The organism is Streptomyces sp. NPDC104367, from assembly GCF_055583825.1.
The window spans coordinates 41,896-56,795 of record NZ_JBVJND010000035.1 but is presented as its reverse complement, the minus strand read 5'-3'; the positions used below and the strand labels follow the sequence as shown (position 1 = coordinate 56,795).

At 70.9% G+C, this 14,900-nt stretch carries 13 protein-coding genes; 12 read left to right on the top strand and 1 reads right to left on the bottom strand.

What is annotated here, in order from left to right:
* The first annotated feature begins 7 nt into the window (after positions 1–7).
* From ACZ619_RS37560 to ACZ619_RS37505, 12 genes are all read left to right on the top strand, one after another.
* Positions 8–1,198, top strand: coding sequence for a phage tail protein (locus ACZ619_RS37560; RefSeq protein ID WP_469608976.1), 1,191 nt, complete (start codon positions 8–10; stop codon positions 1,196–1,198).
* The gene (locus ACZ619_RS37555; protein WP_469608973.1) at positions 1,195–2,448 is read left to right on the top strand and encodes a phage tail family protein; all 1,254 of its coding nucleotides are present in this window, start codon (positions 1,195–1,197) and stop codon (positions 2,446–2,448) included. Before ACZ619_RS37560 ends, ACZ619_RS37555 begins: the two co-directional genes overlap by 4 nt.
* A 30-nt stretch (positions 2,449–2,478) precedes the next feature.
* On the top strand, positions 2,479–3,399 hold the full coding sequence (locus ACZ619_RS37550) for a phage distal tail protein (RefSeq protein WP_469608970.1): 921 nt from the start codon (positions 2,479–2,481) through the stop codon (positions 3,397–3,399).
* Positions 3,400–3,459: 60 nt separating this feature from the next.
* Positions 3,460–4,677 carry a hypothetical protein gene (locus tag ACZ619_RS37545; RefSeq protein ID WP_469608967.1) on the top strand — a complete coding sequence of 406 codons (1,218 nt, stop codon included), beginning with the start codon at positions 3,460–3,462 and terminating at the stop codon, positions 4,675–4,677.
* Between the two features lie 18 nt (positions 4,678–4,695).
* The gene (locus tag ACZ619_RS37540; RefSeq protein ID WP_469608961.1) at positions 4,696–5,871 is read left to right on the top strand and encodes a hypothetical protein; all 1,176 of its coding nucleotides are present in this window, start codon (positions 4,696–4,698) and stop codon (positions 5,869–5,871) included.
* Positions 5,872–5,894: 23 nt separating this feature from the next.
* Complete coding sequence (locus ACZ619_RS37535) at positions 5,895–6,917, top strand: hypothetical protein (protein WP_469608958.1); 1,023 nt, start codon at positions 5,895–5,897, stop codon at positions 6,915–6,917.
* A 29-nt stretch (positions 6,918–6,946) separates the two neighbouring features.
* Positions 6,947–8,095, top strand: a complete 1,149-nt coding sequence (locus tag ACZ619_RS37530; RefSeq protein ID WP_469608956.1) for a hypothetical protein — start codon at positions 6,947–6,949, stop codon at positions 8,093–8,095.
* Positions 8,095–8,817 carry a hypothetical protein gene (locus tag ACZ619_RS37525; protein ID WP_469608953.1) on the top strand — a complete coding sequence of 241 codons (723 nt, stop codon included), beginning with the start codon at positions 8,095–8,097 and terminating at the stop codon, positions 8,815–8,817. The genes ACZ619_RS37530 and ACZ619_RS37525 overlap by 1 nt, the downstream gene beginning before the upstream one ends.
* Before the next feature lie 18 nt (positions 8,818–8,835).
* Positions 8,836–9,327 (top strand): ATP-binding protein, encoded by a 492-nt coding sequence (locus ACZ619_RS37520; RefSeq protein ID WP_469608950.1) that lies wholly within the window; start codon positions 8,836–8,838, stop codon positions 9,325–9,327.
* 118 nt (positions 9,328–9,445) lie between these two features.
* The gene (locus ACZ619_RS37515; protein WP_469608948.1) at positions 9,446–10,312 is read left to right on the top strand and encodes a peptidoglycan-binding protein; all 867 of its coding nucleotides are present in this window, start codon (positions 9,446–9,448) and stop codon (positions 10,310–10,312) included.
* A gap of 27 nt (positions 10,313–10,339) precedes the next feature.
* Positions 10,340–10,615 carry a hypothetical protein gene (locus ACZ619_RS37510; protein WP_469608945.1) on the top strand — a complete coding sequence of 92 codons (276 nt, stop codon included), beginning with the start codon at positions 10,340–10,342 and terminating at the stop codon, positions 10,613–10,615.
* The gene (locus ACZ619_RS37505) at positions 10,612–10,887 is read left to right on the top strand and encodes a hypothetical protein (protein WP_469608943.1); all 276 of its coding nucleotides are present in this window, start codon (positions 10,612–10,614) and stop codon (positions 10,885–10,887) included. The genes ACZ619_RS37510 and ACZ619_RS37505 overlap by 4 nt, the downstream gene beginning before the upstream one ends.
* Before the next feature lie 57 nt (positions 10,888–10,944).
* Here ACZ619_RS37505 and ACZ619_RS37500 read toward each other — a convergent pair whose 3' ends face one another.
* A complete protein-coding gene (locus ACZ619_RS37500; protein WP_469608941.1) occupies positions 10,945–14,844 on the bottom strand; it encodes a DNA-directed RNA polymerase subunit beta' in 3,900 nt (1,299 codons plus the stop codon).
* Between the last annotated feature and the right edge of the window lie 56 nt (positions 14,845–14,900).

The following is a 14,900-nucleotide window of genomic DNA, read 5'->3' as shown; positions in this document are numbered from 1 at the left end:
ACAGAACATGAGCCTCGTCAGTTCACTGAAAAAGGCGTCCGGTTCCCTTCAGGACTTCAAGGAGAAGGCCTCCGGCGCCGGTACGGCCGCGAAGAACGTCGGCAGCGCCGGACAGAAGGGGGCCGGACAGCTCAAGAGCCTCAAGTCTGCGGCCCAGGACTCGGGAAAGGAGCTGAAGGACCTCAAGTCCGCATCCGACCAGGCGGAGAAGTCGCTCGGGAAGGCCGGCAAAACCGGTTCCAGCGCGGGGAAGAACCTCGGGAAGTACGAGTCCGGGGCGAGCAAGGCGGCCAAGGGCCAGGACAAGATGAACAAGTCGATGAAGGGCAACTTCTTCGGCCTGCTCATGCAGTTGCTGCAGCCGCTCATCGACAAGGTCATCGACATGGTGACCAACTCGAAGACCATGCAGCGGGTCCTGAAGCAGGCCTTCGAGGTCATCAAGACCGTGATCAGCAACGTCATGAAGGCCATCGGGCCGATCATGAAGAACGCTGGCAAGCTGATCAAGTCGGTCTGGAGCGGCATCAAGACGGCGGTCAGCAACATCGTGAAGGCCGTCGCCACCGTCATCCGCACCTACGTCACCATGTGGAAGACGATCATCACCGGCGTGCTCAACGCGATCCGCTCGGTCGTCTCCGGGGTGTGGAAGGGCATCAAGGCCGTCATCTCGCCGGTCGTCAGCTGGATCAGGTCCGCCGTCCCGAACGCCTTCAAGGCGGTCAAGGACCGGCTGTCCAGCATCTGGGGCGGGCTCAAGGGCATCGCCGGCCGTGCCTTCGACGGCATCAAGGGCGCCGTCCGCGGCCCGATCAACGCGGTCATCGGCATCATCAACTCCGCGATCGGCGCCCTCAACGGCATCCACGTCTCCATCCCGGGCTGGGTGCCGATGGTCGGCGGCAAGACCTTCGGCGTCAGCCTGCCGAGGATCCCCGCACTGGCCACCGGCGGTGTCGTCCTGCCCCGCTCCGGCGGTGTGCCGGCGCTGCTCGCGGAGGCCGGTGAGGCGGAGGCCGTACTGCCGCTCAGCAAGCTCGACCGGCTGCTGAAGCGGGCGGCCGCGCGCGGTTCGGCAGCCGGCGCCGCCGACAGCGCGGGCGCGCTGCACATCGAGCACTACTACGCGGCCGAGACCAGCAGCCCGCAGCGCACCGCCGACGCGCTGATGTTCCTGGCGAAGGCGCGCGGATGAGCAGCGCGGCCCTGCGCAACCCGTTCAAGGCTGCCGTACCCGCACTGCGATCCTTCCGGACCAGGGTGGAGCGGACCGGGACCGGTCTCCGCTCCTTCGGCGATCGCGTCGGGGGCACCGCGAGCGACCTCGACCGCGTGCGCACCCCCGCAGGCCAGAGCGCCACCGCCGTCCAGCGGATCAGGTCGAGCGCCGACGCCGCCGCCCGTTCCGTCACCAAGGCGGGGCAGACCGCGACCGGTTCAGCCTCGGGCCTCAAGTCCGTCGGCAGCAGGGTCAGGAGCGCGGGGAAGTCCCTCGGAAAACTCAAGGACGGCCTCGGCGGTGTGTTCGGCGTCGTCGGCTCGCTCATCGCCGCATCCGGTGTCCTCGGCGGGCTCCTCGACACCTTCGGCACCGCCATGACCATCGCCTCCGGCGTGATGATCCTGGTCAACGTCCTGACCCGGGCCAACCCCATCGGCTTCGTCACCGGCATCCTGCTGCCCGTCGCCGGCTGGCTGCTCGACCTCGCGATGAACTCCGAGACCGGGCAGCGGCTGATGGACCAGCTCGCCAGGCTGATCCTCCAGTACGTGCAGAGCTACCTGACCCTCCTCACCCCGCTCCTCAAGGCCATCGCGACCGTGGTCGGCACGTACGTCACCGGCTACCTCACCGTCGTCACCGGCGTCCTGAGCGCCCTCGGCACCCTCATCGGCGCCGGGTTCGCCGTCCTCAAGGCCCTCACCACCGGCGACACCCGGGCGCTGAGCGGCAGGGTGTCGGCAATCTGGAGCGGGCTGAAGAACGCCGTACGGCCCGTGCTGGACTGGATCGCCAAGGACATCCCCCGCGGCTTCACCCGCGTCAAGGACGCCACCTCCGGCGCCCTGCACGCCATGGGCCAGTTCGTGACCACCGGCGCGCAGACCGTCGCCGGGGTGGTCAAGGGCCCGATCCAGGGGCTCGTCGCCTTCGCGAACTGGGTGATCGACGGGCTGAACAAGCTCAGCTTCAACCTCCTCGGCAAGAAGTTCGGCGTGCACCTGAGCAAGATCCCGATGCTCGCGGAGGGCGGGGTCGCCGTCCCCGGCGCCGCACACCGCACCGGCCGCGTCCTGCCGCTCACCGCCCTGTCCCGCAGGTACCCCGGGGCGGCGGCCCGACGCCCGTACCGCATCCAGGAGTTCCACGAGAGCCACCGCGCCGGCGCCCACGCCACCGCGACCGACCTGCTCTTCCTGGCCTCCGCCCACGCCCGCGCATGACGGCACCGACCCCTGCGAGGTGAAGGCCCGATGGCCGACCTGACCACGACCGCGTACACCGACGACGTTCCCCCCGGCTCACTCATCACCCGCGACGGGCAGATGCAGTGGGCCGGACTGCTGCTCGGCCCCGGCACGCCGTACGAGATCGGCAGTGACGGGCTCACCGGGTGGGAGGACCTGCCCGACTACGACACCACCGACGCCGACCACCCCACCGCGCACGGCGCCTGGCCCGGCGCCCGCTACGCCAAGCCCCGCAAGGTCGGCGGCACGGTGTGGACCGTGCCGCCGTCCGACGACACCGCCTCCGTCCTCGCCGCGACCCGCGCCCTGCGCCAGGCCCTGCTGCTCGGCGACGCGGAGCGCTGGCTCGCGGTGCGGCTGCACGGCGAGACGCTCGCCGTGCGGGCCCGGGTCTCGCAGCGCGTGCTCGCCGCCGACCGGACGTACACCACGCAGGGCGTCTCCAAGGCGTCCGTGCAGTGGTACGCCACCGACCCGCGCCGCTACTCGGTCGACGAGCAGGCCGCGGTGACCGGCGCCCCGCAGCCGGAGAGCGGGCTGACCTGGCCGCTGACCTGGCCGCTGTACTGGGGACAGGCGACCTCCACCGGGGACATCAGCGCCGACAACGACGGCTCGGCGCCCACCCACCCGGTGCTCACCTTCACCGGCCCCTGCACCAACCCGACCCTCACCGACCGGACCTCGGGCCGCCGGCTGCGCTACGAGATCGAGCTCGCCGCCGGCGACGAGCTGGTCGTCGACACCGCCGAGGGCACCGTCACCCTCAACGCCACCGCCTCCCGCCGTCACACGGCCGCCGCCGACAGCAGCCCCGAGGAGCTGTTCGCCTTCGCACCGGGCCGCGCCCAGCTGGCGTTCCGCCCCGACACCTACGGCACCGGCGCCCAGCTCTCCGTGCGCTGGCGCACCGCCGAATGGTGACGACCGCCGCACGGTGACGAACGCCAGCCCGACCGCCACGACACCACGGGAGACCCGTAGATGAACCTGCGCAGCTCATGGGTGGCCGAGACCGGCCAGACCCGCGAGGACACCCGGCTGACCCAGCTGGGCGCGACCACCCCGGCCAACCCGCTCGAAGTCCGCTCCGGCATCCTGCCCGGCTCCTACGACGGCCAGTACCGGATGTCCGGCTTCTGGCTGGAGGGGACCGGCGGCAGCATGAAGGCCACCGTCCACGAGGGCCGGGCCGTCGTCGCGGCCGGCGCCACCCAGGGCGCCTACCCCGTCACCCTGCCGGAACCGGCGAGCCTCACCTTCGCCGACGGCGACGCCGGCAACCCGCGCATCGACCTCGTCGTCCTGCGGATCCACGACTCGCTGTACGACAACTCCGGGCAGACCACGGCCGCCCTGGAGATCGTGCAGGGCACCCCGGCCGCCACCCCGGTCGCGCCCGCCGCCCCGGCCATCGCGCTGCCGATCTACCAGGTCAGGGTCCCCGCCGGAGCCAGCGCCGGCAAGGGCGGCCTCGACTGGAGCACCGCCCCCACCGACCTGCGCACCCCGACCGTCGCCGTCGGCGGGATCCTGCCGGTCTACGGCGAGACGGGCAACGGCGCCTACCCGGGCCAGTACCGCGACTCCGGGGGCGCGCTCCAGCGCTGGGACGGGTCGGCGTGGGTGGCGTACCCGAGCGCGCTCGGCGGCATCGCCCCGGCCGGGGCCGTCACCACCGCCAGCTACACCGGGCAGTACCGGGACTCCTCCGGCGGTCTGCTGCAACGCTGGAACGGCTCGGCCTGGGTGTCGTACCAGCCGGTGCCGTCCTGGACCGACTACACGCCGGTCTGGGGCGCCGAGACCGGCACCGCCCCCACGATCGGCAACGGCACGCTCGCCGGTTCCTACGTGAAGACCGGGACGGTCGTCCACGTCCGGGTCTATCTGAAGATCGGATCGACGACCAACCTCACCGCCCAGGACGCCAACGCCAACTGGACGTTCTCCCTGCCCACCGCACCGACCTCGGTCGCCTGGAAGCTGGACGGGCGGGTGCTGAACGCGGAGGCGTTCGACAGTTCGACCTCGCTGCTCTACCAGGGTTCCGCGCTGCTCGCGACGACCGGCGGCGGCGTCATCCGCTCGGTGCGCGACACCCTCGCCACCAGCACCGGCATCTGGGACAAGTCCCTGCCCTTCACCTGGACCACCGGTGACGTGCTGTCCATCCACGGCACCTACGAATCCGCTTCTTGACACCGGAGGTCCGCTGACATGACCGTACGCTCCGCCTGGCTGTCCCCGGACGGCCAGAGCCGCGAGGACACCCGGACCAACCAGATCGGCGCCCTCACCCCGACCGGCCCGGGCACCGGCCGTTCCGGAGTCCTGCCGGGCTCCGACGGCGGATCGTCCCTGCTGACCGGGCTGGGGCTGTCCGGCACCGACGGCGGCCTCGCCGCCCGGATCGCACCGGGCCGGGCCGTGATCCAGTCGACCCTCGACCGCGGCGCCCACCCGGTGGCCGTCACCGCGCCGGTGGACCTCGTCCTCGCCGCGGGCGACGCCCAGTACGGCCGGATCGACCTGGTCGTGCTCCGCGTCTACGACGACACCTACGACGCGTCCGGCCGCTCCGAGGCCGCCGTCGAGATCGTCCCGGGCACCCCGGCCGCCACCCCGGCCGCGCCCGCCGTCCCGGACACCTCGCTGGTGCTGTACCGGGTGGCCGTGCCGGCGAACGCGAGCGGCCTGACCTGGGCCACCGCGGCCACCGACGTGCGCCCGGTCACCGTCGGGCCGGGCGGCATCCTGCCGACCCGTTCCGACGACACCGCGGCCGGCGGCTACCCCGGCCACTACCGGGACATCGGCGGCGTGCTCCAGCGCTGGAGCGGCTCGGCCTGGGTGGCCTACCCGCAGGGCACCGGCGGCATCGCCCCGGCCGGCGCCCTCACCGCGGCGGGCTACACCGGGCAGTACCGGGACTCCTCGGCCGGGGTGCTCCAGCGGTGGAACGGCGCCGCCTGGCTGCCCGCCGTCGCACCACCGGCGTTCGCCTCGTCCCTGGACGCCGGCACCACCGCGTCGACGACCTACACGGCCGCGCTCACGGACTCCGCGGTGACCGCGCTCACCGCCACGTTCACCGCCCCGCCGACCGGCGCCGTGCTGATCGGCATCGGCGCGCGGATGCGCACCGTCTCGTCCACCACCGCCACCGCGTTCGTCGCCCCGCAGATCACCCAGGGCAGCACGGTCGTCCTGGCCGGCAACGACGAGTACGCGGCCTGCTACGGCGGCACCATCGCCGCCTCCGCGTCGACCGTGTTCCGCTACGCGCTCACCGCCGGCACCACCTACACGGTGACCGCCCTCTACCGCTCCAACGACGCGGCCGTCACCTGCTCCTTCGACAACATCCATGTGCGCGTCGACCCGGCCGCCTGACCTTCCCCACCCAGGAGTTCACCATGCCCGTACGCTCCGGCTGGCTGTCCCCGGACAGCCAGAGCCGTGAGGACACCCGGCTCGTCGCCCTCGGCGCCCTCACCCCGACCTCGCCCGTCGCCACCCGCTCCGGCATCCTGCCCGGCTCGTCGGACGGCCAGTACCGCATCTCCGGCTTCACCCTCACCGGCGCCACCGGCACCATGACCGCGACCGTCAGCCCCGGCCGCGCCATCGTCCAGGGCACCGACGCCCAGGGCGCCTACCCGGTCGCGCTGACCGAGTACCTGAGCCTCACCTTCGCCGACGGCGACGCCCAGTACGCCCGCAAGGACCTGGTGGTGCTGCGGGTGTACGACAACCTGTACGACGGTCTGGGCCGCGACGAGGCCGTGGTCGAGATCGTCCGGGGCACCCCGGCCGCGGTTCCGGTGGTGCCGGCCGCACCGGCCCTGTCGCTGCCGCTGTACGAGGTGGCCGTGGCGGCCAACGCGAGCGCGGGCGCGGGTGCCGTCGACTGGACCACCGCCCTCACCGGCCGCCGTACCGCCACCGTGGCCGTCGGCGGCATCCTGCCGGTCACCACCGACACCGCCGTCGGCGCCTACCCGGGCCAGTACCGGGACGTCGGCGGCGTGCTCCAGCGCTGGTCCGGCACGGCCTGGGCCGACTACCAGCCGCCGCTCGTGGTGGAGACCACCACGAGCGGCGCGGCCGCCTCGGGCAGCTGGAGCCTGAGCACCTTCAGCGCCCGCCGCACGCAGGGCGTCTGCTCGTTCACCCTCGGCCTCGCCCGGACGACGAGCAGCCTCACCGCGACCGCCGCCGGCACCACCAACCCGGGCAACGTCACCGACGAGCTGATGGCCACCCTGCCCTCCGGATGGCGGCCCGTGACCGAGAGCTACGCGATCGCGAGCGACGGATACGCCAGCGGCTCGGTCCGGATCACCACCGACGGCTCCGTCTACCTCATCACCTGGGCGACCAGCGGGGTGATCCAGGTCGGCAACAACCTGCGCATCTCCACGTGCTTCGTGCTGTGACCGCCGGCCGGCCGAGGAGCTGACACCCCATGACCACGAACACTCCCTACCGCGCGATCTTCTGCGACCTGCTCACCGACCGCACCATCGACATCCTGCCGCTGCGCGACGTCACCGTCGACGACTACATCGGCAAGGCCGGCTCGCTCTCCGGCACCGTGCCCGTGCCCAACGCCGACATGGCCGCCCGGGTCCGCCGCGTCGAGGAGGGCCGCACCTCGGTCTACCTCCAGCGCGGCACCGACCTGTGGTGGGGCGGGATCATCTGGACCAGCACCCTCCAGAGCGACGACCAGGGCGTCCTCACCCTCGGCATCCAGGCGGCGACCTTCGAGTCGTACGCGGGACGGCGGACGATCCGGGCACCGCAGCCCGCGTACGACCCCGGCTACACGCTCTCCTGGGCCGACCTGGACCAGCTCCAGATCGCCCGGAACCTGTGGAACGACCTGCAGACCGGGCTGGACGGCGGGAACATCCTGGTCACCCCCGGCACCGAGACCTCCGGCGTGTACCGCACGGTCACCTACCGGGACGGCGACGAGACCACCTACCAGGACGCGCTGGACTCGCTGGCCGCCCTGGAGAACGGCTTCGAGTACCACGTCACCGTCTACACCGACCCGGTCTCCGGGGGCCGGGTGCGCCGGCTGGTGCTGGGCCACCCCAGGATCGAGACCGGCTCCACCGACCTGGTGCTGGACCGGCCCGGCACGATCCTGTCGTACTCCTTCCCGCGCGACGCCACCCGCGGCGGCACCACCGCCCGGGCCCGCGGCGCCTCCACCAACAGCGACCAGGCCAGCGAGTCCCGGCCGCTGACCTCCACGGTCGCGGTCGCCGACCAGCTCATCGGCACCGGGGCCGGGCACGCCGGCCACCCGCGCATCGACCTGACCTCCGACCACAACGACATCACCGACCAGAGCACCCTGGACGCGCTCGCCCGCGCCGAACTGGCCGCGGCCACCGGCGCGGTGGTCATCCCCGAGATCAGCATCCGCCTCGACGACCTGGTGCCGACCGCGCTGCTCGGCCGGACCGCGCGCGTCCGGATCACCGACGAGTGGTTCACCGAGGGCCTGGACACCCGCTACCGGATCATCGGCGTCAAGGTCAGCCCGGCGCAGCGCGGCCGCCCGGACACCGCCGAGCTCTACCTGGAGGAGGCCGCCTGATGCCCCAGCTCCCCGAAGACATCATCGACCGGCTGACCCAGATGGAACGCCGGATCCAGCAGCTGTCCACCGCCGTCAACACCCGGCCCGCCCAGAACACCGTCACGGGCGGCAGCGTGGAGATCACCGGCGGCGGCGCGCTGGCCGTCCGGCCGCCGTCCGGCGGTTCCGCCATCTTCGCCGTCGGCAGGTGGACCGGTTCCGAGTACGGCCTGGCGATGCGCCGCCAGACCGGCGAGCTGGCCATGAGCCTGTACAACGGCGACGGCACCGCCGACTCGATGCAGCCGCTGCGCATCTACGACTCCAAGGGCCACGAGATCGTCTCGGACGACGTCAACACCGGCGGCCTCGCCCGCCCCTGGCTGACCATGCTGCCCCCGCAGGACTCGACCGCCACCCGCTGGCCGCAGACCACGTCCACCTCGATGACGACGATCGCGATGTCCTACAACACCGTCTGGCAGCCGAAGATGCGGCTCCTGATGAACACCCGGGTCAGCTCCGGCGCCACCGGTTCCGTCCAGGTCCTCGTCAACGGGGTCCAGTGGGGCAGCACGGTCAGCGCCGGCTCGGACTTCGACTACACCGGGGCGGTCAGCTCGGACTTCGGCTCGGTCTTCCAGAGCACGCTGCTCAAGGTCGAGGTGCAGGCCCAGGTGACCAGCACCTCCGGCACCGTCTACGCCAACCCCGTGCTGATGCACGGCCGTCAGACCTGAGAGGAACACGAGGAACACATGGACATCGACACCGGCCAGCCCTGGGGTCTCGCGATCGACTTCGCCGGCCGCGCCACCCTCACCGAGGCCGGCCACACCATCCACGTCAACGTCTCCGACACCAGCCTGAGCGACATCATCGGCCCGGACTCGATCACCGGTGCGTACACCCCGGTCAACATCACCGCCCAGTTCACCGAGACCGGCACCAACAACTCCGTGCTGCGCGGCTACGGCCGGGTCAGCGTGCTGCCCGTCGGCACGGACCCGGTGGTCCCCGACCAGACGGCGATCCAGCGCGCGGTGGCCGCGGCCCTCACCAACTTCACCGCCAACACGGCCGCTTACACGGCCCTGTGCACGAAGTGGACCCCCACGGACGACGGCTCCGGCGACGACGGCTCCGGCTCCGGCTCCGGCTCCGGCTCCGGCGACGACGGATCGGACGACAGCGGATCGGACGACGGCGGCTCGACCGACGACGGCTCGACCGACCCCGACACCCCGTAAGGGGCGCGGGGAACCGCGCGACCAGCCACGACGAACCCGCACACCGCACACCGCACACACACCCGAGCCACCCACCCCGGCCCGGGTTTTTTCATGCCCTCCTCCAGAAGGGAACCCCATGTCCACACCCCTCACCGCCGACGCCCTCGTCGCCGCGCTGAAGGCCGAGGGCGTCACCGTCGTCGAGCACGACGGCTGGCGCACCCACAACCGGAACAGCAAGGGCGGTTGGGGCCCGGTGAACGGCGTGATCATCCACCACACCGTCACCACCGGCACCAGCGCCTCCGTCAGCCTCTGCTACGACGGCCGCTCCGACCTGCCCGGCCCGCTCTGCCACGGCGTCATCGCCAAGGACGGCACGGTCCACCTGGTCGGCAACGGCCGCGCCAACCACGCCGGCAGCGGCGACGCCGACGTCCTCGCCGCCGTCGTCGCCGAGAGCGCCGCACTCCCCGCCCCCGACCAGAACAACACCGACGGCAACGTCCACTTCTACGGCTTCGAGTGCGTCAACCTCGGCGACGGCAAGGACCCCTGGCCCGACGTCCAGCTGGACGCCATGGTCCGCGCGTCCGCCGCCCTGTGCCGCGCGCACGGCTGGAGCGCGCGGTCGGTCATCGGCCACAAGGAGTGGACGAACACCAAGATCGACCCGCGCGGCTTCGCGATGGCGGACTTCCGCGGCCGCGTCACCGCCCGGCTCCAGTCGAAGACCTCCCCCGCCACCCCCGCCCACCAGCCCTTCCCCGGCGCCGAGTGGTTCAGGAAGAACCCGCGGTCGGCGATCGTCACCGCGATGGGCAGGCGCCTGATCGCCAACGGCTGCTCGGCCTACTCCTTCGGCCCCGGCCCCCAGTGGACCGAGGCCGACCGGGCCTCGTACGCCAAGTGGCAGCGCAGGCTCGGCTACACCGGCTCCTCGGCCGACGGCTGGCCGGGCGCGAAGTCCTGGGCGGCGCTGAAGGTCCCGTACAGCTCCTGACCCGGTCCCGAAGAAACGAGGTGCACGATGTCAGAGGCCGCCAGGCGCACCCTCCGTACCGTCGTACAGACCGCTGTCGGCCTGTGCGTCCTGCTGCCGGCGGTCGTCGACGCCGCCGGCATCCCGGACACCCTGCCCTGGGCCGCCGGCGCACTGGCCGTCGCGGCCGGGGTCACCCGGGTCATGGCCCTGCCCGCCGTACAGGCGCTGCTGCCGGCGTGGCTGCGGACGGACGGGGCGGCGAACGCCGACGCCGACCTCATGAGGCTGGCCCGGCCGGACACGGAACGGGGGGACGTATGACCGAACCCTCCGCCGCCCACTCCCTCTCCGACCCGACCGCGGTGGCCGTCGAGCTGGAGCGGCTGCGCGGGACGGTCGAGGCCGGGTTCGCCCGGGTCGACGGGTCGCTCGCGCTGCTGGTCCAGCGCAGCGACCAGACCGACCGGCAGCTCGCCGACCACGAGCAGCGCCTGGACGCGCTGGAGCGGACACGGTGGCCGCTGGCCAGCATCGGCGCGCTGGCCGCCGTCGCCGCGGTGGTGGTGACGGCCCTGGAGCTGACCGCCCGGTGAGACGCCGAAGGGCGGTCACCCCGTTGCCACGGGGTGACCGCCCTTCAGAACCCACTACTACTGGTTGTACGGACCGTAGTCGTAGTCCTCCAGCGGAACGGCCTGGCCGGAGCCGGTGCCGAACGGCGAGTAGTCGATGTCGTCGTAGCCGACGGCCGAGTACATCGCGGCCTTCGCCTCCTCGGTCGGCTCGACCCGGATGTTGCGGTAGCGGGACAGACCCGTACCGGCCGGGATGAGCTTACCGATGATGACGTTCTCCTTGAGGCCGATGAGCGAGTCGGACTTGGCGTTGATCGCCGCGTCGGTGAGGACTCGCGTCGTCTCCTGGAAGGACGCCGCCGACAGCCAGGACTCCGTGGCCAGCGAGGCCTTGGTGATACCCATGAGCTGCGGACGACCGGAGGCCGGGTGACCGCCCTCCTGGACCACACGACGGTTCTCGGTCTCGAACTTCGAGCGCTCGACCAGCTCGCCGGGCAGCAGCTCGGCGTCGCCGGACTCGATGATCGTCACGCGGCGCAGCATCTGCCGGATGATGATCTCGATGTGCTTGTCGTGGATCGACACACCCTGCGAGTTGTAGACCTTCTGGACCTCGCCGACCAGGTGGACCTGGACGGCACGCTGGCCCAGGATGCGCAGCACGTCGTGCGGGTTGGTGGCACCCACGGTGAGCTTCTGGCCCACCGAGACGTGCTCGCCCTCGCTGACCAGGAGCCGGGCGCGCTTCGAGATCGGGAACGCCGTCTCGTCGCTGCCGTCGTCCGGCGTGATGACGATCTTCTTGGTCTTCTCGGTCTCCTCGATGCGGACGCGACCGTCCGACTCGGAGATCGGGGCGACACCCTTCGGGGTACGGGCCTCGAAGAGCTCGACGACACGCGGCAGACCCTGGGTGATGTCGTCACCGGCCACACCACCGGTGTGGAAGGTACGCATCGTCAGCTGGGTACCGGGCTCACCGATGGACTGGGCGGCGATGATGCCGACCGCCTCACCGATGTCGACCAGCTTGCCGGTGGCCAGCGAGCGGCCGTAGCACATGGCGCAGGTGCCGACGGCGGACTCGCAGGTCAGGACCGAGCGGGTCTTGACCTCGGAGACGCCGCGGGCGACCAGCTCGTCGATGAGGACGTCACCGAGGTCGGTGTTGGCCGGGGCCAGCACCACGCCGTCGACGACGATGTCCTCGGCCAGCGCACGGGCGTACACGCTGGTCTCGACGTTGTCCGCCTTGCGCAGCACGCCGTCCGCGCCGACCTCCGCGATGTGCAGCTTGAGGCCGCGCTCGGTGCCGCAGTCCTCCTCGCGGATGATGACGTCCTGCGAGACGTCCACCAGACGACGGGTCAGGTAACCCGAGTCGGCGGTACGCAGGGCGGTGTCGGCCAGACCCTTACGGGCACCGTGGGTGGAGATGAAGTACTCCAGCACGGACAGGCCCTCACGGAACGAGGCCTTGATCGGACGCGGGATGGTCTCGTTCTTCGCGTTCGACACCAGACCACGCATACCGGCGATCTGCCGCATCTGCATCATGTTTCCTCGGGCACCCGAGTCAACCATCATGAAGATGGGGTTCGTCTTGGGGAAGTTCTCGTTCATCGCCTCGGCGACCTCGTTGGTCGCCTTGGTCCAGATCGCGATGAGCTCCTGAGTGCGCTCTTCCTTCGTGATCAGACCGCGCTCGTACTGCTTCTGGACCTTCTCGTCCTGCGCCTCGTAACCCGCGACGATCGCCTTCTTCGCCTCGGGGACGACGACGTCGGAGATGGCCACGGTGACACCGGAGCGGGTGCCCCAGTAGAAGCCGGCCGCCTTCAGGTTGTCGAGCGTCGCCGCCACGATGACCTTGGGGTAGCGCTCGGCCAGGTCGTTGACGATCTCGCCGAGCTGCTTCTTGCCCACCGAGTAGTCGACGAACGGGTAGTCCTCGGGCAGCAGCTCGTTGAAGAGCGCGCGGCCCAGGGTCGTCCGCAGGCGGAAGGTGTCACCCAGCTGCCACTCCGGCTCGCCCTCCTCCTGCGCCGGCGGGGTCCAGCCGCGCGGCGGGATGGTGCCCACCGGGAAGCGGATGTCGACCGCGGACTGGAGCGCGAGCTCGCCGGCGTCGAACGCCATGGTCGCCTCGGCCGTGGAGCCGAACGCGCGGCCCTCGCCCTTGGTGTCGCGCAGCTCGCCGTCGGTCGTCAGGAAGAACAGACCGAGGACCATGTCCTGGGTCGGCATCGTCACCGGACGGCCGTCGGCGGGCTTGAGGATGTTGTTCGAGGACAGCATCAGGATGCGGGCCTCGGCCTGCGCCTCCGCGGACAGCGGCAGGTGCACGGCCATCTGGTCACCGTCGAAGTCCGCGTTGAACGCGGTGCAGACGAGCGGGTGGATCTGGATGGCCTTGCCCTCGACCAGCTGCGGCTCGAAGGCCTGGATGCCGAGGCGGTGCAGGGTGGGCGCACGGTTCAGCAGCACCGGGTGCTCGGCGATGACCTCTTCGAGGACGTCGTACACGACGGTGCGGCCGCGCTCCACCATGCGCTTGGCGCTCTTGATGTTCTGCGCGTGGTTGAGGTCCACGAGCCGCTTCATGACGAACGGCTTGAAGAGCTCCAGCGCCATGGCCTTCGGCAGACCGCACTGGTGCAGCTTCAGCTGCGGACCGACGACGATCACGGAACGCGCGGAGTAGTCCACACGCTTGCCGAGCAGGTTCTGACGGAATCGACCCTGCTTGCCCTTCAGCATGTCGCTGAGAGACTTCAGCGGGCGGTTGCCGGGACCGGTGACCGGGCGACCACGACGGCCGTTGTCGAACAGCGCGTCGACGGCCTCCTGGAGCATGCGCTTCTCGTTGTTCACGATGATCTCGGGCGCACCGAGGTCGAGAAGGCGCTTCAGTCGGTTGTTCCGGTTGATCACACGGCGGTACAGGTCGTTCAGGTCGGAGGTCGCGAAGCGGCCACCGTCCAGCTGCACCATCGGGCGGAGGTCCGGCGGGATGACCGGCACGCAGTCGAGCACCATGCCCTTGGGGCTGTTGCTGGTCTGCAGGAACGCGGAGACGACCTTCAGGCGCTTGAGCGCACGGGTCTTCTTCTGGCCCTTGCCGGTGCGGATGATCTCGCGGAGCTTCTCGGCCTCCTCGTCGAGGTCGAAGGACTCCAGGCGCTTCTGCAGCGCCGCGGCACCCATCGAACCGTCGAAGTACGTGCCGAAGCGGTCCCGCAGCTCGCGGTAGAGCAGCTCGTCGCCCTCCAGGTCCTGGACCTTGAGGTTCTTGAAGCGGGTCCACACCTCGTCGAGGCGGTCGATCTCGCGCTGCGAACGGTCGCGCAGCTGCTTCATCTCACGCTCGGCACCCTCGCGCACCTTGCGGCGCACGTCGGCCTTGGCGCCCTCGGCCTCCAGCTCGGCCAGGTCGCTTTCCAGCTTCTTGGCGCGGGCCTCCAGGTCGGCGTCCCGGCGGTTCTCGACCTGCTGGCGCTCCACGGAGACGTGCGCCTCCAGGGAGGGCAGGTCGCGGGTGCGGCGCTCCTCGTCGACGAACGTGATCATGTACGCCGCGAAGTAGATGACCTTCTCGAGGTCCTTGGGCGCCAGGTCCAGCAGGTAGCCCAGGCGCGACGGGACACCCTTGAAGTACCAGATGTGCGTGACGGGCGCGGCCAGCTCGATGTGGCCCATCCGCTCACGGCGCACCTTGGCGCGGGTCACCTCGACGCCGCAGCGCTCACAGATGATGCCCTTGAAGCGGACGCGCTTGTACTTGCCGCAGTAGCACTCCCAGTCCCGGGTGGGGCCGAAGATCTTCTCGCAGAAGAGCCCGTCCTTTTCCGGCTTGAGGGTGCGGTAGTTGATCGTCTCGGGCTTCTTGACCTCGCCGTGGCTCCACTGACGGATGTCGTCCGCGGTGGCCAGGCCGATCCGGAGCTCGTCGAAGAAGTTGACGTCGAGCACTATGCGTCAATCCCTCTCAGGGTTGTAAGTCTGTGGTCTGAAACGGGGGCCTGGGG

Excerpts from the sequence above, each read along its gene's own strand:
- ACZ619_RS37530 (WP_469608956.1), top strand. The coding sequence starts at position 6,947 with ATGACCACGAACACTCCCTACCGCGCGATCTTCTGCGACCTGCTCACC.
- ACZ619_RS37535 (WP_469608958.1), top strand. The coding sequence starts at position 5,895 with ATGCCCGTACGCTCCGGCTGGCTGTCCCCGGACAGCCAGAGCCGTGAG.
- ACZ619_RS37560 (WP_469608976.1), top strand. The coding sequence starts at position 8 with ATGAGCCTCGTCAGTTCACTGAAAAAGGCGTCCGGTTCCCTTCAGGAC.
- ACZ619_RS37540 (WP_469608961.1), top strand. The coding sequence starts at position 4,696 with ATGACCGTACGCTCCGCCTGGCTGTCCCCGGACGGCCAGAGCCGCGAG.
- ACZ619_RS37550 (WP_469608970.1), top strand. The coding sequence starts at position 2,479 with ATGGCCGACCTGACCACGACCGCGTACACCGACGACGTTCCCCCCGGC.
- ACZ619_RS37520 (WP_469608950.1), top strand. The coding sequence starts at position 8,836 with ATGGACATCGACACCGGCCAGCCCTGGGGTCTCGCGATCGACTTCGCC.
- ACZ619_RS37505 (WP_469608943.1), top strand. The coding sequence starts at position 10,612 with ATGACCGAACCCTCCGCCGCCCACTCCCTCTCCGACCCGACCGCGGTG.
- ACZ619_RS37515 (WP_469608948.1), top strand. The coding sequence starts at position 9,446 with ATGTCCACACCCCTCACCGCCGACGCCCTCGTCGCCGCGCTGAAGGCC.
- ACZ619_RS37510 (WP_469608945.1), top strand. The coding sequence starts at position 10,340 with ATGTCAGAGGCCGCCAGGCGCACCCTCCGTACCGTCGTACAGACCGCT.
- ACZ619_RS37545 (WP_469608967.1), top strand. The coding sequence starts at position 3,460 with ATGAACCTGCGCAGCTCATGGGTGGCCGAGACCGGCCAGACCCGCGAG.
- ACZ619_RS37525 (WP_469608953.1), top strand. The coding sequence starts at position 8,095 with ATGCCCCAGCTCCCCGAAGACATCATCGACCGGCTGACCCAGATGGAA.
- ACZ619_RS37555 (WP_469608973.1), top strand. The coding sequence starts at position 1,195 with ATGAGCAGCGCGGCCCTGCGCAACCCGTTCAAGGCTGCCGTACCCGCA.